The 23,818-nt window shown below is 35.3% G+C and carries 22 protein-coding genes, 1 pseudogene and 1 riboswitch; of the genes and pseudogenes, 6 read left to right on the top strand and 17 right to left on the bottom strand.

Going from position 1 to position 23,818, the window contains the following annotated elements; translation table 11 throughout:
- Positions 1 to 275: 275 nt before the first annotated feature.
- Positions 276 to 1,040 carry an SDR family oxidoreductase gene (locus ACZDYH_RS24790; protein WP_326304626.1) on the bottom strand — a complete coding sequence of 255 codons (765 nt, stop codon included), beginning with the start codon at positions 1,038 to 1,040 and terminating at the stop codon, positions 276 to 278.
- A 169-nt stretch (positions 1,041 to 1,209) separates the two neighbouring features.
- On the opposite strand from ACZDYH_RS24790, the gene ACZDYH_RS24785 reads away from it, so the two are divergent.
- On the top strand, positions 1,210 to 1,650 hold the full coding sequence (locus ACZDYH_RS24785) for an Lrp/AsnC family transcriptional regulator (protein WP_001178564.1): 441 nt from the start codon (positions 1,210 to 1,212) through the stop codon (positions 1,648 to 1,650).
- A gap of 165 nt (positions 1,651 to 1,815) precedes the next feature.
- Here the strand turns inward: ACZDYH_RS24785 and ACZDYH_RS24780 are convergent, their stop codons facing one another.
- Both ACZDYH_RS24780 and ACZDYH_RS24775 read right to left on the bottom strand, forming a co-directional pair.
- On the bottom strand, positions 1,816 to 3,021 hold the full coding sequence (locus ACZDYH_RS24780) for a M20 family metallopeptidase (RefSeq protein WP_326304627.1): 1,206 nt from the start codon (positions 3,019 to 3,021) through the stop codon (positions 1,816 to 1,818).
- Positions 3,022 to 3,109: 88 nt separating this feature from the next.
- Positions 3,110 to 3,211, bottom strand: a riboswitch (SAM riboswitch).
- A 76-nt stretch (positions 3,212 to 3,287) separates the two neighbouring features.
- Entirely contained in the window at positions 3,288 to 5,597 is a 2,310-nt protein-coding gene (locus tag ACZDYH_RS24775; protein ID WP_326303358.1) for an AAA domain-containing protein, read from the bottom strand.
- A 111-nt stretch (positions 5,598 to 5,708) separates the two neighbouring features.
- Between ACZDYH_RS24775 and ACZDYH_RS24770 the strand changes: the two genes are divergently transcribed.
- Together ACZDYH_RS24770 and ACZDYH_RS24765 are read left to right on the top strand one after the other, a co-directional pair.
- A complete protein-coding gene (locus tag ACZDYH_RS24770) occupies positions 5,709 to 6,101 on the top strand; it encodes a VOC family protein (RefSeq protein WP_088345439.1) in 393 nt (130 codons plus the stop codon).
- A gap of 135 nt (positions 6,102 to 6,236) precedes the next feature.
- Entirely contained in the window at positions 6,237 to 6,560 is a 324-nt protein-coding gene (locus tag ACZDYH_RS24765) for a hypothetical protein (RefSeq protein WP_016122820.1), read from the top strand.
- 316 nt (positions 6,561 to 6,876) lie between these two features.
- Here ACZDYH_RS24765 and ACZDYH_RS24760 read toward each other — a convergent pair whose 3' ends face one another.
- The 10 genes from ACZDYH_RS24760 to ACZDYH_RS24715 form a co-directional block, all read right to left on the bottom strand.
- Complete coding sequence (locus ACZDYH_RS24760; protein WP_049108421.1) at positions 6,877 to 8,952, bottom strand: serine hydrolase domain-containing protein; 2,076 nt, start codon at positions 8,950 to 8,952, stop codon at positions 6,877 to 6,879.
- 313 nt (positions 8,953 to 9,265) lie between these two features.
- A complete protein-coding gene (locus ACZDYH_RS24755; protein WP_160310375.1) occupies positions 9,266 to 9,424 on the bottom strand; it encodes a DUF4176 domain-containing protein in 159 nt (52 codons plus the stop codon).
- Positions 9,425 to 9,649: 225 nt separating this feature from the next.
- A complete protein-coding gene (locus ACZDYH_RS24750) occupies positions 9,650 to 9,955 on the bottom strand; it encodes a monooxygenase (protein WP_023522446.1) in 306 nt (101 codons plus the stop codon).
- A gap of 196 nt (positions 9,956 to 10,151) precedes the next feature.
- Positions 10,152 to 10,502, bottom strand: coding sequence for a DoxX family protein (locus tag ACZDYH_RS24745; RefSeq protein ID WP_033685496.1), 351 nt, complete (start codon positions 10,500 to 10,502; stop codon positions 10,152 to 10,154).
- 326 nt (positions 10,503 to 10,828) lie between these two features.
- Positions 10,829 to 11,248 (bottom strand): MarR family winged helix-turn-helix transcriptional regulator, encoded by a 420-nt coding sequence (locus ACZDYH_RS24740; RefSeq protein WP_001048563.1) that lies wholly within the window; start codon positions 11,246 to 11,248, stop codon positions 10,829 to 10,831.
- A gap of 503 nt (positions 11,249 to 11,751) precedes the next feature.
- Positions 11,752 to 12,138 carry a DUF1259 domain-containing protein gene (locus tag ACZDYH_RS24735; protein WP_002204749.1) on the bottom strand — a complete coding sequence of 129 codons (387 nt, stop codon included), beginning with the start codon at positions 12,136 to 12,138 and terminating at the stop codon, positions 11,752 to 11,754.
- Positions 12,139 to 12,555: 417 nt separating this feature from the next.
- The gene (locus ACZDYH_RS24730) at positions 12,556 to 12,717 is read right to left on the bottom strand and encodes a hypothetical protein (protein ID WP_000441009.1); all 162 of its coding nucleotides are present in this window, start codon (positions 12,715 to 12,717) and stop codon (positions 12,556 to 12,558) included.
- 239 nt (positions 12,718 to 12,956) lie between these two features.
- On the bottom strand, positions 12,957 to 13,172 hold the full coding sequence (locus tag ACZDYH_RS24725; RefSeq protein WP_001104104.1) for a hypothetical protein: 216 nt from the start codon (positions 13,170 to 13,172) through the stop codon (positions 12,957 to 12,959).
- Positions 13,173 to 13,518: 346 nt separating this feature from the next.
- Positions 13,519 to 14,964 carry a L,D-transpeptidase family protein gene (locus tag ACZDYH_RS24720; RefSeq protein ID WP_474887390.1) on the bottom strand — a complete coding sequence of 482 codons (1,446 nt, stop codon included), beginning with the start codon at positions 14,962 to 14,964 and terminating at the stop codon, positions 13,519 to 13,521.
- A 634-nt stretch (positions 14,965 to 15,598) separates the two neighbouring features.
- Complete coding sequence (locus ACZDYH_RS24715) at positions 15,599 to 16,477, bottom strand: CPBP family intramembrane glutamic endopeptidase (protein WP_006922764.1); 879 nt, start codon at positions 16,475 to 16,477, stop codon at positions 15,599 to 15,601.
- Positions 16,478 to 16,837: 360 nt separating this feature from the next.
- Here ACZDYH_RS24715 and ACZDYH_RS24710 point away from each other — a divergent pair, with 360 nt between their 5' ends.
- The 3 genes from ACZDYH_RS24710 to ACZDYH_RS24700 all read left to right on the top strand — a co-directional run bounded on the left by ACZDYH_RS24710 (position 16,838) and on the right by ACZDYH_RS24700 (position 21,003).
- The gene (locus ACZDYH_RS24710; protein WP_400855960.1) at positions 16,838 to 18,175 is read left to right on the top strand and encodes an erythromycin esterase family protein; all 1,338 of its coding nucleotides are present in this window, start codon (positions 16,838 to 16,840) and stop codon (positions 18,173 to 18,175) included.
- A gap of 346 nt (positions 18,176 to 18,521) precedes the next feature.
- A complete protein-coding gene (locus tag ACZDYH_RS24705) occupies positions 18,522 to 19,100 on the top strand; it encodes a sensor domain-containing protein (RefSeq protein ID WP_006922767.1) in 579 nt (192 codons plus the stop codon).
- Between the two features lie 115 nt (positions 19,101 to 19,215).
- The gene (locus ACZDYH_RS24700) at positions 19,216 to 21,003 is read left to right on the top strand and encodes a helix-turn-helix transcriptional regulator (RefSeq protein WP_284996327.1); all 1,788 of its coding nucleotides are present in this window, start codon (positions 19,216 to 19,218) and stop codon (positions 21,001 to 21,003) included.
- Positions 21,004 to 21,325: 322 nt separating this feature from the next.
- Here ACZDYH_RS24700 and ACZDYH_RS24695 read toward each other — a convergent pair.
- From ACZDYH_RS24695 to ACZDYH_RS24680, 4 genes and pseudogenes are all read right to left on the bottom strand, one after another.
- Positions 21,326 to 21,517: pseudogene (locus tag ACZDYH_RS24695) on the bottom strand (alpha/beta hydrolase); the annotation flags it as partial.
- Positions 21,517 to 21,897 (bottom strand): hypothetical protein, encoded by a 381-nt coding sequence (locus tag ACZDYH_RS24690; RefSeq protein WP_006922771.1) that lies wholly within the window; start codon positions 21,895 to 21,897, stop codon positions 21,517 to 21,519. The gene ACZDYH_RS24690 and the pseudogene ACZDYH_RS24695, both read right to left, overlap by 1 nt.
- Positions 21,898 to 21,978: 81 nt before the next feature.
- Complete coding sequence (gene bla, locus ACZDYH_RS24685; RefSeq protein ID WP_000636454.1) at positions 21,979 to 22,929, bottom strand: class A beta-lactamase; 951 nt, start codon at positions 22,927 to 22,929, stop codon at positions 21,979 to 21,981.
- Between the two features lie 306 nt (positions 22,930 to 23,235).
- Positions 23,236 to 23,664, bottom strand: a complete 429-nt coding sequence (locus ACZDYH_RS24680; RefSeq protein ID WP_048657193.1) for a DUF5412 domain-containing protein — start codon at positions 23,662 to 23,664, stop codon at positions 23,236 to 23,238.
- Positions 23,665 to 23,818: the final 154 nt, after the last annotated feature.

Here is a 23,818-nt window from a genome sequence, read left to right as displayed (position 1 = left end):
CCCTCCTATTTTAAAGATAACATGAATAGAATACCCTTTTTTGTACCATGCGGTCAATAATTTATTTTATTGTTACTGTAAAATAAAATTTGATTATTTTAGATTACAGTAACAATAAAAAATAGCCCCCTTATTCAAGTTGCCTAGCGAAAAAATCACGTTTGAATAGGCTTCTTTAGCATCCCTACCTTTCTATACATCACCAGATATGAAACGAGGATCGTTTCATATCTAGTAATTTACTTGATTAGCTTAATGGGTATGGAGTAGTACCCCTATAAACAAAACCCTCCAGAAACATCTAATACTTGCCCTGTTACCCAGCGGCTATCAGAAGAAGCAAGGAATGCTACTGCATCTGCAATATCTTCAACTTGCCCTATTCGTCCGAACACAGATGAATTCGTAGCAAAATTTCGTATTTCCGGATTATCTAGCAATTTCGCATTGATATCTGTCTTCGTATATCCAGGCATAATTGTATTCACTGTTATACCTCGTTCTCCAAGATGTTTAGCTAGAGGAAGTGTCATCGTATTTAGTGCACCTTTACTTAAACCGTATGCAATGGACCCTGTAAAACCAAGTCTTACTTCCGCTGATGAAATGTTAATAACGTGCCCTTCTACTCGTAGTAACGGTAATGTTTGCTGAATTAAAAAGAATGGCGCCTTAATATTTACGGCCATAATTTCATCAAAAATTTCTTCTGTTGTATTTTCAATCGTCCCTTGTGTACCTATCCCTGCATTGTTTACTAAAATATCAATCTCTGATGTACCAACTCTTATTTGTAATTCATGCTTTAACTGTTCTACTAGCTTTTTGACACCATCAATTGAATTGAGTTCTGCTTCAATTAAGAACGCTTTTCCTCCATTAGATTCAATCTCACTAATTGTTTCATCTGCAGCTGCCTTATTTCGGCCGTAGTGAATCGCAACTAATGCTCCATCTTTCGCCAATCTCATCGCAATCGCACGGCCAATTCCGCGACTCGCTCCTGTTACTAACGCTACTTTCCCATCAAGATTCTTCATTTTTTCCATCCTTCCTAAATTTCCGTTTGATAAAAACCTATACTTATATTTTCATGTAAACACCAATCATTTTAAATATAGATTTATAGGTAATTTAGTCCATTCGCTTATGATATTATAGTTATAATTCGTAATTTACTTTATAAAACAAAAATAAGGAGGCTACACAATGCAAAACGCCGTAAAACTGGATGAAATCGATCATAAAATTATGAACTTGTTGTATGAAAATGCGAGAATTTCTGTTTCAGAAATAGGACGAATTATATCCATGACGCAGCCTGCTGTAAAAGAACGTATTAACAAGCTTGAAGATCAAGGAGTTATAGCGGCTTATCGAACGAAATTTGAGCCTGCAAAAATTAATAAAAACATTCAAGCATTCATCATGTTTAAAACGAGCCAATGCTCTGATTTTATCCAGTATTGTAATGCAGCTCCTGAAGTAACAGATTTATTTCGAATTAGTGGGGAATTTAATTATATGATGAAGGTCATGAGCGATTCGATGGATTCTCTCGCTACATTTTTAGACTCTTTAATGCAATTTGGCTTGTCATCTCCTTTAATTGTTTTAAAGAGTGAGTTTGAGGAGAAATTGTCATTCTAATAAAGGATACGTATTATCCTCCGCTAACAGTAAAAGCTTTTCCTTTATGAGAAAATCCAACAAAATTAATGATTAGTAACAAAAAAGAACATTGATTTTCAATGTTCTTTTTTATATTTCTACTTATTATTTAGATTGCTATTCGAAAAAAGTACCTTAATCCCCTTACCCTTGATTCCTCTGCGCCTCTCTAAACTCCTCCTTCACCTTCTCTAACAACCCTTCTTCCGTAATTAATCGATACGCCGTATTTGCTAATGCTTTTGCCGATGTAATTAATGCTTTATCTCCAAGTTCTGAACGTGCTGCTTCTCTAAATTCATTTGTATGTGCAATTAAATCATCTGGTCCGATTTTAATGTACGGATGAATTGTCGGTACGACTTGACTTACGTTTCCTGCGTCGGTTGAACCGATTCCTACTCTTTCTTTACGATTTACATCTTCACCTAATAGTTCTAGTTCTTCCGCTACAATATCGTTATATGTTTTTGTTACGAGTAATTCATCGATTTCATTTTGGAATTGATGGATTTTTACTTTTGCACCTGTTGCTAACGCTGCTCCCTCAGCAATATTTTTTACTTTTTCTGTTACTTCTGCACATCTTTTTCGCGTTGCTGCACGGATGAAGAACCTTGCTGCGGCATATTCAGGAATAATGTTAGGTGCTTTTCCGCCTTCTGTAATGACGCCATGAATTCTCACGTCTGACGGAAGTTGTTGGCGAAGTGCGTTAATACCGTTATAGAGCTGAATCACCGCATCTAATGCGTTAATTCCCTCTTCTGGTGAAGCTGCGGCGTGAGCTGTTTTTCCGTAAAAATGAAAATCAAGTGGATCGACTGCTAGTGAAGGACTCGTTGTCGCTGTCTTTCCGCTCGGATGAATCATAAGCGCCGCATCAATATTTTTAAATAAGCCTGCCTTTACATAACTCGATTTTGCGCTACCGTTCGGTCCTCCTTCTTCAGCTGGTGTACCAAACACGACAACTTCCCCGCCAATTTCTTCAAGCGTTTCTGATAATGCGATTGCTGCTGCAACACTAATTGTGCCGATTAAATTGTGACCACACGCATGACCGAGTCCTGGTAAAGCGTCGTACTCCGCTAAAAATGCGATTGCCGGTCCTTGTTTTCCAGAGCTTTTTCGCGCGATAAATCCCGTTTCATGTCCAGCTATATTGTGCTGCAACTGAAACCCTGCACTACCTAGTAATAAACTTAACGTTCTTGATGCGTAAAACTCTTGGTTACCAATCTCTGGATTCGCATGAATATCATGACTTGTTTCTATGTACTTTTCCTTATTTCTTTCGATACTCTCTTCAATTGTTTTTCTTTGTGACGCTACTCCTGTCGCTCCCATTTTTCTTCCTCCTTTTATTTTCACGTAAAAAAGCCTCTTTCTAAAAGATAGAAAGAGGCTTCTGTATATACAGTCAAAATGAGCTTCTTTCTTATCTTTCAAGTTACCTTGCTGGAATTGGCACAGTATTCATAACGAATCCGCTGCCGAGGTATCATAGGGCCAGTCCCTCCACCTCTCGTGATAAGAATTTTCATAAAATTATATTAAATTATTTTTTATTCTAAGTTCATTCCAAGTAAAAGTCAAGGAATTCCTATCCGAATTTACCGAATATCTAAAAATCCTTTTAATACACCAATTGTCTCAGGTGCTTGCAGTCTTGCACATACGTACGGAAATTCCGTACTACCTTCAAACATCATTTGAGATGTAAGCGGTGCGCCTGCCCAGAAGATTTCATCATCGATTACTAGGAACGGGAATGCTTTATTTTGTCTTTGTAACTTTACATTTTTCAGTGGAACTGGTCCGTCACTATACACTGTTATTTGCGCATTTGTACGCATTAACGCTTGCCATACTCGCTTATCCACTTGTTTTGTACTTGGAAGTGAAATAATAATTTTTCGTTTTGCTGCTAAAATATCTTTTAATAGCCCTTTCGTTTCCTCAAGATTCATTTCCATAAACCAGCGTAAACGTTTCGATATTTTTCGTTCCCACAATTGTCTTGATGTCGTGCGATCATACACATCTCCGTGACGTTCTATATGAGCTGTTAATTGTGATAACGCTTGTTTTCTCGAAAGGTTTTTACGCATATAATGGCAATCTGATAATTGAATGAACTTCCCTCTCGCCCTTGTCACTGCTACATTGACGAGGCGATGGTTTTTGTGATCAAAGAATAATACGCCAGGTCGTTCTTGCGGATAACTGTCAACCGTATCAAAAATCATCATATCTCTTTCAGAACCTTGGAACTTATGAACTGTCGCCGCTAAAACTGGTATGTTTTGATATTTCGTTCTCTGCAACATTTCTCTCATACACGTCGATAAAAAGCGTGACTGCGCCCTGTAAGGTGTCACAATACCAATTGATTGCACACCATCTAACAATCCGATTAACATCATTTGCATTGCTACTAAACCAGACATAATGTTAAAACGTGAACCAGAAGCAGCATCTTTTAACGAAAAAGCTCCCATTTGGCTCGTATCAAATAAAACGCTCGCCTCATTTGCGAACGGCTGTAACTGTGCAAGTTCTTTACGCTCTGAAACAGACGGATGATCGTATACTCTATTTTTATAAATAAACGAATTCGTAAACTTCGATATATCCGCATGCATACGTCTTTGTTCCTGCAACATAAATAGGTTTGGGTGTGCTTCTGATTTATTAACAGACTCAACAATCCCAGCATGGTAAAACATATCTTCCCCAAGCCATTTGCGAACAAGTTCATGATTTGCCATCGCAATTGGAGGTAACTGTAAAAAGTCACCGCAAACGACGATACGTTTCCCAAGTGAAGCAGCTAATGCAATTTGCGGAACGAACGCCATACTCACCTCATCTACGACAACTAAATCAAATGTACGCTCATAAATTAGCGCATCAATGGCACATTTCGATAAAGTTGCGCCGATTACTTTCGCATTTTCAATATATTCTTTTTCTACTTCTTTAATTTTAGCCTTTTGCTTTCGAAGATCACTTTCAATCTCCTGCATACGCTTCTTATCAGAGGACGTTGCCTTATACGATAAGATTTTTTCACGAAGCTCTTGGCGTGTCTCTTCTAAATAGAGTCTTTCCTCACCCCATGATTCGTTCGTCGTTTCAACTAACTTAGATGCAAGTAACGTTTCATGATTTCGTATATGTTCATGTTGACTATAACCGTAACGAACAATTTCGCCAGGCGTCCATTTCTTTTTCTTCTCAATTTGCTTCGTTACTTCACTCATTAATACGTCTACTGCCGCATTACTATGAGCTAACACAAGTACCGATTTTCCTTTTTGATAATGGGCCGAAATAATACGTGATAAATTGTAAGACTTCCCTGTTCCCGGCGGTCCCCATACGTACGTTGTCGGATTGTAAAACGCGCGATATGCCAGTTCATTTTTCGGATTTTTCATCTTCTCAATATGTTTCGGGCTGCTCGTCCCATCAACAAGACGCTTTATACGATTACGTTTCAGCTTATCTTTACGTGCTTCTTTCAATCGCTCTTGCAGTTGCTCTAACAATTGCCACGGTTCACTATATAAAACCGCTTCTCTTATTTCACCTTGTATATAATCATTTAATTTCAGCTCTATTTCTAATCCATGTATAGATAATACTTCCCCTGTCGCTTCCTCACCATCGAACTCAATTCGAATGGGTGAACCTTCAGGTAAGCTTACTTCCGAAATAAGCTGAAATACGTATACTGTACTTTCATAATCTGTATATAAAAAACGACCGTTCATGATAGAAATTTTACTACCACCTATCGTTTTCCAATGTTTAATTTCATACGCTAATGCATAATGCCACTCTTTCATCGTTTCCGATAATGAAGGAGTTTGAGTAGTTGTATTCATCGTATAATCTCCTTCCTTCTCCCCAAACATACTTTCTCACTATACCATATAACACGTTAAAATTTGTAAGGTTTTTATCTTGCTTATTTTCTTAATTTTCAATAATATATTGTATATAATTTTTAGAAAGAAGGAATCTACATGCCAGTTAGAAGAATAGAACACGTTGGACTTATGGTTGCAAACTTAGAAGCATCTATCTCATTTTATGAAGAAGTAGTCGGCTTACAGCTCCTTAAACGCATGGGGCACCCAAACCCAGACTTAAAACTCGCTTTTTTAGGTGTGGAAGAATCGAAAGAAACGATACTCGAATTAATTGAAGGCTACAACTCTTCCCTTCCGGCAGAAGGAAAAGTACATCACATTTGCTTTAAAGTGGATTCATTAGAGGATGAAATCGAAAGACTAAAGAAACACGCAGTAACCTTTTTACTAAGAGATGAAATCGAAACATTACCAGATGGAACACGTTACATATTCTTCGCTGGCCTTGATGGGGAGTGGATTGAGTTTTTTGAAACGGAGAGATAAAGTGAAACTATATTTTGCGGGATAGAAAAGGAGCCGGAATTCTGGCCCTTGTTTTTAACCAGTAACAATGAAACATACCTCCAACCTAAGAATTTACCAAGATTAAAAACACAATCATTTTGTTAGGAGGAGAGAATGGGAAATACAGTCTTTATTATTGTTTTTTGGATACTGATACTATTCCCAATCCTTTATGTAATCAAGATAAAGGATTGGAATATAAAAACAGCTGCCTTATTTGTTGGAAGGATTCTATTAAGCATTTTCTATTTCATAAATGGAATGGTGTTAGGTCTGCAACGAAATTGGATAGAACCTCCCCATGAAACAGAATGGGATTTCTTTGTAAAGTCTTTACTAAACGGAAAAACTGATGCACTTATACACTTTTTACTTCTAATTATTATCATTACTTTGGATTTATTCTTTACATTTTATTATATCAATAAAAAGAAATAGGATATTCTATCCTATTTCTTTTTTTATGAGTAGCGCCATATCGCTATCAAACTAATGTTTTACGCTGCCCCTAAACAATAATTTTTTACATTTTTACTCTGAGAATGTCAATTTTACTATTTTTGGGGTATTTATTTTTACTAGCTTGATGGACATGGGTTTGATTTATTTTCTTAGGTTAGTAGACATGTGGTGCTATCCCATTACTATTAAACTAAAAATTTAAGTGTAATATCATTTAAGGTAATACTTAAGATACAAATAAAATATCTTTTCCATGTCGCACTGTTTTATTGAAGTCTATCCCGAGTTATAGCTAGTTCAATGCGACTGTAAATTCGGAGTTCGGTGCGCCAGCAAATACAACTGTTCCGTTCTCTGGTAGTTTCACTTTGTTATTATTACTAACAACGCTAAAATTGACGCATACTCCATTCCCATCATACACCGCGAATGAACTTCCTGATGGCAACTCCACATTCATCGTTTTCCCTGCTACCTCTTGCGGAATCGTAAACCATTTCGCATGCCCATTTTTTTGCAGTGTAACTTTCGATAATTGACCTGCATCAAGGGATTTTACGTTAGATTCACTGACGTATAAAAAGCTGGCCATCTCCATATATTCAGTACCATTCTCTGTATAGAAATGAGCTTCCTTCGTATCCCTCCCATTCATCACAGGAATCTGAATTTGATGCGTCGCCGTATTCGGACCTGTAATTTTTTTGCCGTCCCAATAGCCATCCTTGATCGTAATTTGTGTGTTAAGAGGTATTTGTTGTCCTAGATAATTTATAGAATTAAATTTTTCGTTAACAAGGTAGAACTTGCCGCCCTCGCGCTTCGCCCATGCAGCAGCTGTTTTCTTCGGTAACACATTGTTTTCTAATTTCTGAGCTAAATAGTGAGTCAGCACATTTTGCCCCAATCCCGGTGATAATTCATATGTGCTCTCTCTTAAATAAACTTTTCCATTCTTCTCAGTGACGAAGTTAAGCTTGGAAGTACCCTTTTCATTTATAAAGCTTCCATCCGCCGTATATACATATTTTTCTTCCGGTTTAGTTGGTAAAAACAGTTCTCCCTTCTTCGTAATCTCTATTTTGAAATGGCTTTGGATATTTCCATACAATCCTGCTTTTTTTACCACATCTTGAGGCACTTTAGCCTTGACTGGCTTGCCGAAGGATTTATCTGGTTTTATATCCTTAATTGCCCCTTTCTCTTTAAGCCTAGCTAGCAGTAATTTATTTGCCAATAGTTGATTTGTCATGCTGCTCCCACCGGAGGACAATACAGCTGCTGCCATCTTCTGTTCTGGAAGCACGACCAATGTAGCATGTTGCAGCATCGTATCCCCACCCTTAGTCAACGCTTTTATCCCATATTCACTGAATGGGTATAGTTTCACACTATCCCAGCCAAGACCATAGTTGAACATATTTCCGCTATCTCCTGGCCACATTCCTTTTTTATATTCTTCTTGTTCCATCGCCTTGATTGCTTTATTAGAGAGAATTTCTTTTCCCTGTCCCATAAATATTTGTGAGAATCGCACCACATCTTCTGCAGTAGAGGAGATTCCTCCCGTACCAATCACATTTACCATTTCACTTGGAAGCTGTCCCTGGTATGTCGGAGAATACTGTCCAGCCCGCTTTTCGTCTTCCCATTTGTCTTGCGATGTTATCGTTTGATTCAGTTTTAATGGCTCTGTAAACTTTTGATGTAGAAATTCAGTAAAACTCATACCGCTGACTCTTTCTACCAAGATCTCAGCCAGCGTAAAACCGTCATTACAGTATACTGAAAACGCGCCAGGGTCTGCCTTCAAGTTTTGGTTGGACAATTGTTGCAACAAGATATCATGGGCATAAGCATCATTATCTTTAAATAAAAATGCATTATTGAACGTCGAACCTTGCAAACCTGAGGAGTGATTCAACAGCATACGCGGTGTAATGCGTTTATATCGTTTATCTTTCATTTTGAACTCAGGAATATAGCCAGTAACAGGAGCATCCAAATCAACTTTTCCTTCGTCTACTAGTTTCATAACAGCCGCTGCTGTATATACTTTACTGGTTGAACCAATTCCGTATAGAGTATCTTTAGTTAATGGTTCTTTCCCTTCTATGTCGTTCTTGCCTGTCTGCCCCGACAAAATAAGTTTACCATTATCAATCAGCGCATACTGCACGCTAGTCGTCTCATAGGACTTCGTGAGTAGTTCAGCGTTCTCTGCAGCAATCTTCTCCAAATCTTTACTAGCAACTTCTTGGCTAGATACAACCGGAGCCTTACTGCTAGAAGACGCTATCGCTCCTGTTGGCAAGCTCATCGTTAGGGCCAAAGTAGCGGCTAACACCCCAGATAATTTATTTTCCATAAAAAAATGCCTCCTTAGATAAATGATTAATTTCATCTTTTATTTGTTCAATTACAAACATCACATAAACTACTATTCTGGCTTTATCCCTACTGTTGTAACAAACGGTAAAACCTCTCTTTTTCACATGTATGTTAGTACCATAAATGATTTTTTATTTAGAATGCGCTTGTTACTAGTTTGGTTTTCGTATAAATAAACCCTATTTATCCTCCCTCTTTTGTGCTTCTCTATATTTGTATCCTACATAATAAAAATTTCTTTTTTCTTATGCATTTCTTACAATTTCCTTACGTTCAAATCACTTCTATAATTAGGTAAATTTCATTTTAAAATCTCCAGGATAATCAATGCTTATATAATCCCACAATTTCATAGAAGATGGATTCATACCCCTGCGCCAAATCATCATACACATCTCTGCTATTTCCTTGGATGCCCCCTCAACCTTTACAACAGTTCCAACTGGCATCAACACTTCTTCACGTTCTTATAAATAGTAATAACTAATCAACTCCTTACCTGAAAATAAATGAATATAGAAAAAGAGAGATAAGGTTAAAATACCTTTATCTCTCCTTTTCTTTCACAAATTTTGCAAAGATTTTTTTGTAAGAGTCCCCTCACCATCAATTTAAGAATTAAAAAAAGAAGGGGATTATCCCCCTCCTTTTTACGCTTGCTCCGACTTTCGAAATTATTTAATATACCCACGATTCAACTTAGTTAACTTTTCATTGATGTTAAAAATTCTTACTCTAATATCTTTAACACCAGCTGCTTCAAGTCTGCTCTTGTGCATTTCCGCGTATTTTTCAGCATCTTGTTTTTCTTCAAATACATAAATGCCTCCAGCTTCTTTTGTTTCTTCATTCTCAGTCCATATTTTCCAGTGGAATCCTTCTTCTTCGTTAATACTATTTGCTAAATCCCAAAATCCTTTTTCCATTTCTTCACCAAAAGGACCCTCAAACGGAAAATCAACTTGTAATAAATATGCCATTTTCACTCACTCCTATTTTTAATATAAAATTCTTGCCATTCTTTTACTGATTATGATCCGAATGATCGTAATGTCTAAATTCGTATTGCTATTATTATTCAAGCACTAATTTGAGAATCCCCCTATTTGTAAAATAATCACATAATGATAGTAACTTGAACGCATAAAGTGAAAATTTAATAGTTTTCGGTTATTTTTAAAAAATGTGATACAAACTTATCCCTAAACTAAGGACAAACAAAACAAGTGCAGGTATCGCTTTCTTAAAGGGATCTCTCGCTAATACAATTAGCGTTAATGCAGCTGCAAGCATCGTACCGCCTAATAACAATCCTGCCCATAAAGCTACTGTTGAAATCCAAATTCCTATCAACATTCCAATCGCTCCTACAATCTCAAAAGCTCCAGTTAAGAAATTAAAAAACGAAGGTAAACCAAATCGTTTGAACTCATCTGCCATTTTCCCGGATATAATTTTCGTTCCTGTCATTAAAAAGAACAGAAACAACACTACTTTTACAATATTGATGAAAATTAAAATAGTAATCACACCTTTCTTATTATTTGATAAAAACTCAGTATTGTTCAGATAATAGTCACTACCTTTATCCTATTTCCTGAGATTACCTGTATGGAAGTCGCTTCCATTTACATTACCCTTTTCCATATTAAAGGGCCGAAAATTACATGCTATAGCATATATAATGCGGAAATTTGACTGGTACTAGGCAAAAAAGTGAACCTGAATCAGATATGATACAAAATAAAGTTATCTTCCCATTCGTCCAAACGAAATTATATGCTGTAGCATATATAATACCTAAAACAAAGTTTGTTCCTTATGAATAGCATAGCATCAATAAGGAACAAATATTAATAGTGTGTATCATACAATTTGTTTAATAACGATTGTAATACTTTAATTTCTTCCTCGCTCAAATTACTCGTAACGAAATGGTGAGCGTCTTTCACTACAGGCAAGATTGTTTTCTTTAACTCGTCACCTTTTTCAGTTAAAAAAAGGTTATGTGAACGCCTATCTTGGTCATTCAAAGCCTTCTTTACAATCCCTTTTCTCTCCATTGACTGTATCATTCTAACAACAGTAGTTTGATCTTTATCAATAGCTTCCGCCAACTCTTTTTGAGTAGTGCTCCTTTGGCTACAAAGAACACTAATAATCCCCCACTGCTCTGGCGTAACTCCATACGGCTTTAATTTCTTCGTAAAATAATTGGTCATTTTCACATCAGTACGATGAACAAGATAGCCTATTAAATCATGTAAGTTCATATACCACCTCTATAAATTAAGATATGAAAGGATATAGCATACCAGTCAATCATTCACAATGAATGTATTTGTTTCATCATATATATGCTATGGCACATATAATAAAGTAGATTATTTTAATTGTCAAATGATTTACCTATTATTTTTCGAAAACAAAATCGCCCCCTTAGATTATAGAAGGAATGACTAATTTGACGTATTTCTCTGGCGATTTCTCCCCTGTCGTTTTATGATATGCTAATAACATTTGATAAAATATGGTATCTACAAATAGTCAAATACCTTTAAAGATACCTCGTCCAGTTCTTGCTATTGCAAGATAAACAGCATATAATCAGTTAACCACCCTCATGAGCAACAAAAACATAAAAAAGACATTCCAAATACGGAATGCCTTCTTTCATTTTATAAACCCATCCACTTAAATCTATTTTACAACTATAACATTCAACACGCTGAAATCTTCTATTTAACGTAATCAATCCATTAACTAAAAAAATTTGTTAATTGCACAATGCTCTTCTCACTTTTCTTGCAAAATTTAGTGGATCATCAACGTCTTCGATATTAACGTAAATCAAATTTGGATCATCACATAACCACTCATTGTGTATAGACGAAACAATTATTCCTTGTTTAATAATTGTCGCCACAAATTCAGTGACTTCTTTTTGTAAGAGTGCTACTCGGCCTAGGCATAATGCCCGTCCAGTTTTATTGTCTCGTGATTCGAATGAAAAGGAAGTTGTTACTCTAAAACGTTTTCCCAAGATTGTTGCTCGTATTTCATCCCTGTTTATTGTTGCCACGCATTTCCCACCGGCGAATCCTTCTTGTCCACCGATAATTCTTGCAAACTGTTGACAAATTGATTCCTCATTAACTGCCATACCTTTAATCATCCCCCCTTTTACTGTTAGGTTATGAATGAATACATAGGTCTGAAACGGTAATGAATCTAATGTATTATAAAAAAATGATGACAATCTACCGAAAGCTATTAACTCAATTATTCTTGATCGTATGAATTGTTATCAGAGTTTAAATGGTGCGGAATTTTCATTTTATGTTTAATGGGCATCGGAGACTGAAAGCAAAACTCAGCTATTATATGGTAAGACATTTTTAAAAAGCATAAAAAAGACACCCTAAGGTGCTATCCTCCGACTTGAGAATCGTATCTATGTATGGAGAAATTTAGAAAAGACAAATACAAAAGAGAAGATTCTAACTATAATTTATAGAACTCTTATGCCATGAATTACTTACATATTTCCTTATTTACCAGAAGAAGAATCTCAGTTACATTATTTTCTGAACAGTCTCGTTAAAGCCATCCCAAGAAATCCAATGCCCATTCCTATTAGCCATCCAGTTTGGGCATTACCTAACATAGATCCCACTCCTCCACCAAGAAACATACAGCCAACGAATACTAATCCTCCAATTCCCCAATTCGGCCGTTCCATAATTCAATCACATCCTTTCAATAAAACATATGCGATTAGCTCCCTCAACTTTCTTCTATAGGATAGTTCATTATTTTGCTTAGGTTTAGCGCTTCAAGGAATTCATAAGATGTGAAGCTTGAGCCATTTATATAGATTGTAGAAGTATGAAGATTTTCCACATTTTCAAATGGTAACGTATAAGCATGAAAACACTATCGAAATAAAACCCCAGAAATCCAACGGTCTCTGGGGCTTCATTATATATTTAGCTCTTTTTGCTTTTTATTTTGTTTATGTCTATACAGCAATTTTCGACTTATTAGAGAAATCACTAATAAGGTCAGAATTAATAAGATAAGTTGCATAAATGATAAATCAAAATATTTAGCACCTGTAACGATTAAAAGTGTAGAAATCGTGCCTTTTACAACGAAAAAAATAATAACCCATAACCCGCCTTTTTTCCAGTTCATTTTATATTACCCTTTCCTACGTTTAAATTCTTAAAAGATTTAATGATAGTTCTTAAATGTGACAACTTAATAGAACTCTATTATATTAACAAAAAATTCATGTCTAATTAAATGCAACGATTCTATATTAAGTGAAAATGATATTCATTGTCAATTTTATTGACTATTTGAATACTTATTCTTAATCTCTTCCTACTTTGTTTCTTATTAACAATACACTTTTGTATTCAAACAAAAACACCTCCATTACATTTGCACACTTAGTATGCGAATGCAAGAGGTGTTTTTTCATATACCATCAGGTAAGATTTCCTGTTTTGTTTATTTCTTGATACGTAGCTATTTTTTAATACACGATAACTGGATCATACGTGTTCAAACTATCATATACAGTTTTTGCAACATTAGGAAGAAGGTTCACACATCCACCTGATCCTCCTGTTAAATAAGCATTATTTCCCCAGTCTTTTCGCCAGCCGGCATCGTGGAATCCTTGACCACTATTTGTGAATGGAACCCAGTAATCTACTTTAACCGCATAATCAGCTTTTCCTACTGCGTTACCTCTTAGCGTATATGGTGTTCGTTTATAGAGGACGTACCACACACCTGGTGATGTATCTTCACCAGTACTATGTTTACCAGTTACTACATTTGTTGTAACAACTAATTTTCCATCTTTGTAAATCCAAATTTGTTGCTCTGCAATTGAAACTTCTGCATACGTGTCTCCGATGCCATTATTCGATGTTGTTTTATAACCGATACCTTCCTTCTCCCAACCATTTCCGTGAATATTAGAAGCAGAAAGCGACTTTTCGCCTTTCTCAAAGGCTTGTTGAACTTGTTTAGTTTCTTTTTCAACATCTAGTGCCCAGCCGTATCCTTGTCCTTTTACTGATATGACTGAACCGGAATGCGTTTTAAATGAGAAATCTTTATTTAATGTTGATTTGGCATTATTAATTTCAGTAATTTTCTTCTTAATATCACTCGCATCAATTGTAACTTTCATATCCTTTGACATAGAGGCATTTTGAATTAAATCTTTCGCTTTTAAAGGATAAACTTCATCCTGCACTTTATACTCAACAGACTGCCCAAGAAGATTCTGTAGTGCTTTCTCCTCTTTTTTGACAATCGGATCGTCTTCTTTAATAGGTTTTATGTATGCAGACTTCAGATGAATTTCGCTTTTATATTTTTGCTTATCATAATCTTTCAGTAGACTAGTAACATCATACTGTTTCCCTTCCACACTTTTCGAAATAACAATTTTCCCTTGTTCTAGCTTCGCCATAGCATCTTGAGGCGCTTTTAATTTTTCATTCATAGAGATGAGCGTTTCTTCTACAAGTTTTTTCATCGTTTCACTACGATACTGATCTGCCTTCTCTGGTAGCAATGAATAATTTTCTCCCTTTGAGGAAGGGAAAAATGTCCACTGACTTTTTAATAGTTTCTTAACTTGAGGCAAATCTTTTTCCGTAAGTTCCGTTTTTGTATCTTTTTCATCTAAAATTTGTTGTTGATCAACATAGACTTTGTTTGCTAGTCCAGATGTCTTTAATTTCTGTATTGCCTGATCAGCGCTCAGACCACCAACTTTTGTGTCATTAATTGTAACATTCGAATTGAAGTGAGTTGCCTGATAATAACTCATTCCCCCAATAAGAAGTGCAATTACACCAATACCCACTGCGATAAACTTCCAATTTGTATAACGTTTTTTTGATCTTACTCGTTTTTGATCAATTTTTTCAACTGATTCATTTGTTGTATTGTTGTTCATCAATCTTTCCCCCGTATGCATTAACGTCAAACGATTTTCAACTAAAATCATAAACTAGTGTACCTTATTTTTCCTAAAATTTCATTATTTCCGACCACATTTTATCGCAATTTAATGATTAAATTTAGATTTTTTAATAGTAAGATGCATTGAACAGTCACTTACAAGTCATAAAGTGAAATTTCAATCAACCGTTACACCAAGGAAATTAGCTAAACCTTCTTTGGAAAACTTTTTCTCTTTACGTAAAATACGAATTATATTATCCATTTTTATGAACATCACCCCCTAAGTTTGTCAAAAAAATAAACGATAGTCCTTCTATATTTTTGATAGAAGGACTATCGTTTTTTCAGTTAGAGTATTTGTATAATCGTTTAACTTTTTATTTCCTGAAGGTCAAACGTGATGAAGATGATAAAATTTCATCTCCAAGCCTTTAAATGAAAACATTATGTTTTTTATGGCAACCTAGTTTATTTTCTTAGCTTGATGACGATGGGATATCACCACATGTCCAGCAGCCTAAGATTAAGTAAGAGTCCGTTCAACTAGATTTTTTCTAATATTTTTAGGAGCATCTTATTTCAGCCTCGTCATATTACACTAATTGAATTTAAAACACATCCGTATGCTATTTAGTAAAATTTACGATTCGAGCCATAATTATTGCAGTAGCCAAGATAATAATAGCGGTTATCAAACCAGATTCTCCAATCCAAATCTCAGTTTGATCTCCTGTACTTGCACGTGCGAAAGGTCCTTGAATAATGGCATTCCAAGTAGTATGAATGATAACCGAAGGCCAAACGCTACCTGTGATAAGTCGTAAATAAGCTGTAATATAACTGAATGGCACAATACAAAAATAGATGCCAAGTACTGAAAGTAGGGCAGATGTTCCCTCTACATATAGACCAGCAATAACAATTGGAACATGCCACGTTGCCCAAATTAATCCGCTAATAAGAATGGGACGTGAAAACTTTGCATCGATTAGTCTTGTAAGCATATAACCTCGCCATCCTATTTCTTCCCCCATAACTGGGATTAAGTTAAGCAAGCTTCCTAAAACTCCGCTCAATACTACTATAAAAATGAAACTTAATGATATCGGTAGATACTGAAATCCAAGTATATTGTAAATAGGTTCTAGCATACCACCTTGCGGAGGCTGAAACCTCACAAGTCCGCTAAACCAGGCAATAGAATAAGTAATTCCACATATTATCATAGGTATTAACAGCGCAAAACCAATCCCCTTCCATATCTTTAAGTTACCGAGACTAAAAGATACATCTTTAAACCCTTCTTTCAATATTATGCGAGTCAAAATAGAAGAAAATGCTGGGGTAAACATATATACCACAATAAGTGGCATACTTTTAGTAATCATTACTAGTACATTTAGGATAATAGAAGTAATAGTTAAGATACTTAGAAAAAGTTGAAGTCCTATTTTAGCACGTTGGATTTTATCTTTATTGTGGAATGCTTCTCCGCGTAATAACATTGTAATCCGCCCTTCCCCTTTTATTCATTTGTTTATCAAAATTACTTCCTGTCATTTCAACAGCTACAACTTAGAATAAAGATATTTTGGCATACAGATTCATTCATCTTTACAATCCCTCCCAAATTCATAATCTAATCTTACTTGCGGCTCAACAATGTAATTATTATTTATAAGTTGTCATAACCGATAGTACAAAAGTGTAATGATTAATCTATGACCTGTGTCAATTAACCTTATGACAATATGTAACTAGAAAATATGATATGGAATAAATAACAATTGAATTAAGGCAATTGATTCGTGCAAGTACATGAATCAATTTTGCTTTTACAAATAATTCAATTGAGGTGGAAAAAAATGAATAAGAAAAGAATAATTGCAATGGTTAGTACAGCTTTATTAGTCACAGGATGTGTAGAAGTAGGAAACGCTCAAACGGTAGCAATCGAAAATTCAGGTCAATCAATCCAAAAAAATATAGTTAAATCAATACAATCACAGGCTAACCCATTAAAAACGATAGAGCCGTCAAAACCATTTGAAGATTTAAAACCACTTAAGAAAATGATTGGGAACGCACAATATGTAGGATTAGGAGAGAATACCCATGGAAGCTCTGAAATTTTCACTATAAAATTTCGCCTTGTGAAATATTTGGTTACTGAGATGGGTTTTACAAATTTCGCACTGGAAGAAGATTGGGGAAACGGCTTAAAGCTAAATGAATATATCCAAACAGGAAAAGGAAACCCTAGGGAATTTTTAAAATTGTTATATCCTACTGATGAAATCATAGCCATGATTGAGTGGATGAAAGATTATAATGCTGATCCATCCAATAAAAAAAAGATCCAATTTATTGGACTCGACTTAAAAACGTTGGACCAAAGTAGCTTTAATAAAGTAATTGATTATGTAAGGGTGCATCGACCAGATTTGCTGACAGAAGTAGAAGAAAACTATAAAGAATTATCATCTTTTACCGGCAGTATACAAGAATATATGAAACTTACTCCTGAATTGAAAGAGAAGTTCAAAGCAAACGCTGAGAGAGTAGCCCGATTACTAAATGATGAGAACGAGCAAGCCAACGCAGAAATAATTCCATCCGAGTACATCTGGGCGAAAGCAACGGCAAGTGCAATAGAGAAATTTACCACAATGCTACTTCCTAACGACTATCCAAGTATAATAAAACTACATGAACAATACTTGGCCGATCATGCAATGTGGGCACAAGAGACATTTGGTGGTAAAACGATGGTATGGGCACACAATATTCATATAGCTAAAGGAATTATCGATGAGAAATTATACCCTTATGTTGCGGGGCAGTTTTTGAAGGAACGTTTAGACAATAATTATGTCACAATTGGTAGTACAACTACGGAGGGAAATTTCACCTTATACAGCGAATATGATCCTTCCACTGGAGGTAAGATTACAACAGACACTATTCCACAAGATGTAAAAAGTTTCAATTATACTCTCGGAAAAGTGCCATATAAAATGTTTTTATTGGATAACCGTCACCTTAAAGGACAAGCAGAGAAATGGGCTAAAGCAAAAAGACCATTACTAAGTATAGGGGGACAAATCATCCCGAACAGTTCGGTATACTTTGAGACTTCATTGCTTGAGCAATTTGATATTATTTTTCATATTCGAAAAACAAGTCCATCTCATATTAAATAAAAGTACAAAATAATCCCGTTCTTGCATATGCAAAAACGGGGTTGTTTTGTGGGGATTAATAAAGTGAAACTTTAATCAGCAGGTTTTTGTTCATCCCCCACTGATTATTAGCCTTCACCAATCGTGCGTTTACCGGCAGCCCGCCCCCCCACCTAACGCTGAATTTTGAGGTGGGAGTCTTACTGCCCAGTAAATAGCGGGATAAAAGCATCTTTTTTAAACAGAAGTAGGCTGCTCTCCCCTTTTTAACATCATTTAGAACTGTCATATGACACTTTTACACTAGTGAGACTGACAAAAAAAGCAGTATGATTCGGTTATTACATAGATAGGAGTGATGAACTTTATGAAATCAAGATTCATCCATAATGGTTATTTTTTATTGCTAACTTTCGGTACAGGATTTTTTTATTTTTGTTTTTACCTAATAGCTCTGCTATTTAGTTTAACGCTTTCATTTACTGTTGTTGGGATTCCATTAATTATACGCGTACTACAGACTACCACACCCTTTATCCAATTCGAGCGCATACAAACGAAAATTTATACAGATATTTCAACAGACTCTTACGATAGAAGTATAACAATGGATACATCGAACTGGGCTCAGGTGAAATTAGCGCTTACAGATCGTCGCACTTGGTGTGCTGTCTATTGGTTAATGCAGAAATTTGTGATTGGCATTTTCAGTCTCATTAGTGCAATCATTTTTTATGTAATGCCACTTATGTTCCTGTTGGCACCACTACTGTATCGATACATCGATATGAATATTATATTTATACAGATAGATACTTTTGCCAAGTCACTCTTTGTAATGTTTATGGGTATAGTATTTACCGCCATAAGTATTAGAATAGTAGATGGTTTGACAAAGAAAATTGGGGGCTATACACGTAGTATGATTCGGCAACTAAATCAATAGAAGTTTACAGTCTGTGAGTAGTATCACAGTTTTAAATTAAAAAGTATAATAAGGCAGGAAGGATTAAATTATAATATAGGAAGTAAAATGGTAGGCTATTTAGGGGGTAAAGGACTTGTTAGATATGGTTAAGTATTGGTTTTGGTATGATTGGATTATGTTAGGAGTACGCCTACTTGCTAGTGTGTCTATCATTCTAGCTACATTAAATTTTCAGGATGGTTTAACATTACCACTTTGGATTATTATTCTTTGGGAAATTATTGCCTTCTCAATTCCATGGGTAGCCTTACTATTCAATTATAAATATTATTTGTTCACAGAAATACTGCTATATGGTGGAATATGTATATATTTAACCTCATTATTTCCGGAAGCTTACAACACATTTCTTATATCGGTGTTTCTAATTGCTGCAAATAGTAAGCATTTGTCCTATTATTGGACAGCTCCAATAACAGTTTTTATAACAACTGGAATTTTCTATGCGATTGCGCCAAGTAATAGCTATTGGATTATGGTTACCTATTATGGATTCGCATATGTAATGGGCTTCGCTTTTCATTTATTAATCGTCAATCATAAGCAAAATGAATCAATTCGTAAACAAAACGCGGTACTTGAGCAATATATGTCTCAAATTGAACGCATCACACTGGCGGAAGAACGAAACAGACTGTCGAGTGAGCTTCATGATACAGTTGGTCACGCTTATACTTCTATTATTATGGGAATGGAAACGTTGCGCACCGAACTTGCTACTGAAATGGGTATACAGAGGCTAGATTCTCTGCTTGAAATGGGACGTAAAAGCATCGAGGACGTGAGAGGTTACCTACATCAAATGGAGTCTCCGTGTCAATCGCCTTCCTTAATTCAATCTCTCCAAAATCTTGGAGCCGAATTTCAGGAGCACGCTCAGGTTAATGTAAGTTTTCGGACATACGGAGAGGAATATGAATTGTCTCGGCAAACGAAGATAGCGTTCATTCGTTGCTTACAAGAGTCCCTTACGAATGCAGTACGTCATGGTCAGGGAACTGAAATTATAGTTTCATTGCAGTTTGAACAACAATATACGAGATTAGAAGTTCAAGATAATGGAAAAGGAAATGTAGAATGGCAGGAAGGCTTCGGTATGAATACGATGAAAGAACGAGCAATGAATTTGCAAGGTCAATTGTCTGTATATACAAAGCCAGATGAAGGAATGCTTGTTACATGTACCATACCGCGACAAACTGAAATAAAAGATGGACTTATTCGTTTGTTAATTGTAGACGACCAGCCGTTTGTTCGGGAAAGTTTGAGGACACTACTCGATAGATATGAAGATTTAAATGTAGTCGGTTTGGCCGAGGATGGCAATGAAGCCATCGATTTGTGTGGGCGCCTTCAACCTCATGTTATACTTATGGATTTAGATATGCAACACATGGATGGAGTCGAAGCAACCAAAAAGATTAAGCAACAATGGCCACATATCCGCATATTGATTTTTACAACTTTTCAGGATACCGAACAGGCGTTAGAATCGCTTCGTAACGGTGCGGACGGTTTTTTACTCAAATCTATTGAAACATTGGAGCTAGCTAATACGATCCGACTTATTCACAAAGGTGGGACACTGATTGATCAGGGAATGTCTCACAAAATATTTGAGAAGTTTGATGCGCAAAAAGAGACACCACAATCAAAAGCAACCGCTTATGAGCTAACAGCTAGGGAGATAGAAATCTTGCAGCTAGTAGCAAAGGGACTTCGATACACTACCATAGCATCAAGGTTATATTTATCAAATGGTACGGTCAGAAATTATGCTTCCACAGCTTATACAAAGCTAGGAGTCCGTAACAAAGAAGAAGCTGTTCAAAAAGCTCTAGAAATTGGAATTATTGAATAAGAAAAATGTTTTTTGTTTCTCTACAGCAAGATGAAATGTAGTTACAAAATACATAGAGGATAAATTTAATTGGATATCATTTTTTAAACAGGGTTAAATTTCTTGAAAAATTTAACCCTGTTTAAAAAATTTAAATAGCGTTGCTACATATTGAATGTAGCAACGCTATTATTTTCTATATTAGAAATTAGACATCTTTATTATTGCTATAGGGAAGGCTGTTTCAGGTCTTTTCACATGAAGATTCCTCTAAGCCAAATGCCCCCTCCCTAATACACTTGTTGCCTCTGAAAATAACTATTTAAAAATATGGTTGCTAATTTCATTTCAATCTTCCTTGCACCCAAGTGGCAATATTATTTATAACATACTCTGGGATATTAGCAGGCTATAATATTCATTCGATTGACTTAATTCTCCATCTCCTTCTGTAAAGAAGTGATTTCACTTTCGATACAGTCGATAATTAATGTTATCTCTCTCTTAATTGTTCTTTCCAAAAAGGATTATTTATCATTCTTTATGAATAACATCATTACATTGATCTTTTTTCGAGAGTACAATTCCTTTATATAATTGAACTGTAATCAAGTAATAAATCGAGTAAATTACTACAAAAATAACAAGTGGTAAGCAAATACGAGAGTACGGATCGATTAAAATAGGACTAAACATGTTCATACCAAATAATATATGAGTAATCCCGTCAATTGCTGGGAATAAAAACATGAAGTATAACTCTTTATAGATTGAGTTTGTTAATAATTCTCGGCGGACAACAATTTTACGAAACGTTTGATAACGTGCCACATCTTTTGATGCTCCCGACAGAACTTTAAACATTAAGCAACTTGCCATCGTTGCTAAAAATGCAACTCCAACGAAGAACCCCATAAACATTAGTCCGCTAGCAAAATCATGACTCACAATATTGTGACTAAAAACCGGGAAAATAATAATAACTAGTTACTATTATTATTTATTTGTCACTTTTAAAGCATCTAACACTATCTTGGTTGCTTCTGCAATAAGCTTATCATCGTATTTAGCATCCTCTTTATCATGATTAGAAAGTATCGCAAGAACAATTGGTTTTTTATTTGGTGGCCAAATAATTGCGATATCATTTCTGGTTCCATAAGATCCCGAGCCAGTCTTATCAGCTACTTCCCATCCTCCTGGAACTCCGGCACGAATTAAGTTGTCTCCGGTAGTATTCCTTTTCATCCAATCTATTAATAAATCCCGTTTCTCAGTTGAAAGTACATCTCCTAGCGTAAAAGCCTGAAGACTAGTAGCTAATGCCTTTGGGGTACTAGTATCACGTACGTCTCCTGGAAGCACTTCGTTTAATTCTGGTTCAAAACGTTCAGGATTTGTAACGGTGTCTCCTACTTCTCTTAGTGATTTTTTGAATTCACTAGGTCCACCTAATTGTTTAAGAATAAGATTTTGTGCAGTATTATCACTATATCGAAGAGAAGCATCTGCAAGCTCTTTCAGGGTCATACCACTATCAACATACTTTTCTGTAATTGGATTGTAATTAACAAGATCTTCACGGGTATACAAAACTCTTTGATTTAGATCTTCTATTGATTTCTTTTGTAAAAGTACTCCCACAGCTAAAGCTTTGTGAGTAGATGCGTATGCAAACCGTTCATCTGATTGATAAGTAACGGTTTGATTCGTATCAGTGTCCAATGCATAAATACCGAGTTTAGCATCAAATTCTTTTTCAAGTTTAACAAAAGAATCATTACCAGTAATTTCTTGTTTGATTGGATTTGTTTGTTTCGTTTGTTTAGGTAATTCAGATTGAGTATTACCATCAGAACAGCCTATAAGCGTTGCACATGAAAGAAATACTACAGGTACCATCTTTTTGTAATGTAAAATGTTAAAAAACTTGTTTAAGACTATCATACATTTTCAACCTCTTTCAAGAATATATGTTTTTTTAGGTGTTATACATATCGATACAATTAAAGAGTGTATCGGATATCACTCTCTTGCATCTCACTTTTCATAAAATGAGTGAACTATCATGAACCCCTGTTTTATACGTATACTTAATAGACAACCTAAATAACAAGTTTGTTCCATTTTTATCAGTAGTCGTATCTAGAAACCTAAAAAAGTCCATTTAGAAGATCTAAATGGACTTTTTCACTCATATAATCCTATCTATAGTTAAACGAATAAGATTAAATAAATTTAAATTTTCTTGTTTTATCTACTAAACTGTTTAGGCATTTCTTTAACGTGCTCATCATCATCACGCCAATCATAGGTTTCTTTCTGTGAAATATCTAAAGTTTGATCTCCAATTCTAACAATATTCTTATTTACCCATTCAATATATGGATCGGTATCTGGATAATTCCAATATATATTTTTCTCTGAATCTGTATCAAGGTTAACTAATTCACCCCTAACAGCATCCGCACTTAATGATCCTGCATTATGAAAATAAGTCTTGATGAGATATTTTCCATCTGGAGATTCCACTGTTCGAATTAATTCCCCTTTTGGAACACCTTGCAAACTAAAAAGTTTCCAATATCCAAATCCAATTATAATTACTAACATAGTAAGTATAGTTAGTAATACTTTTCTTTTCGTTTTTTTAATTTCACCTTTTGTATTTATAATACTCATTCAACTCCATTCCATAGAACCAATACCATATTATACCATCAAATAAATGGTATAATATATCAAAAATAAAAATCCTCCCGTAATAGTATTATAAAAAGGGCATGTGATGATCTCCCTATTTATAAAGTGAAACTTTAATCCCCCTCACCAATCG

The organism is Bacillus sp. EB V-12, from assembly GCF_056158125.1.
The sequence above is the reverse complement of the archived record's forward strand: the minus strand, read 5'-3'. Positions and strand labels throughout refer to the sequence as shown.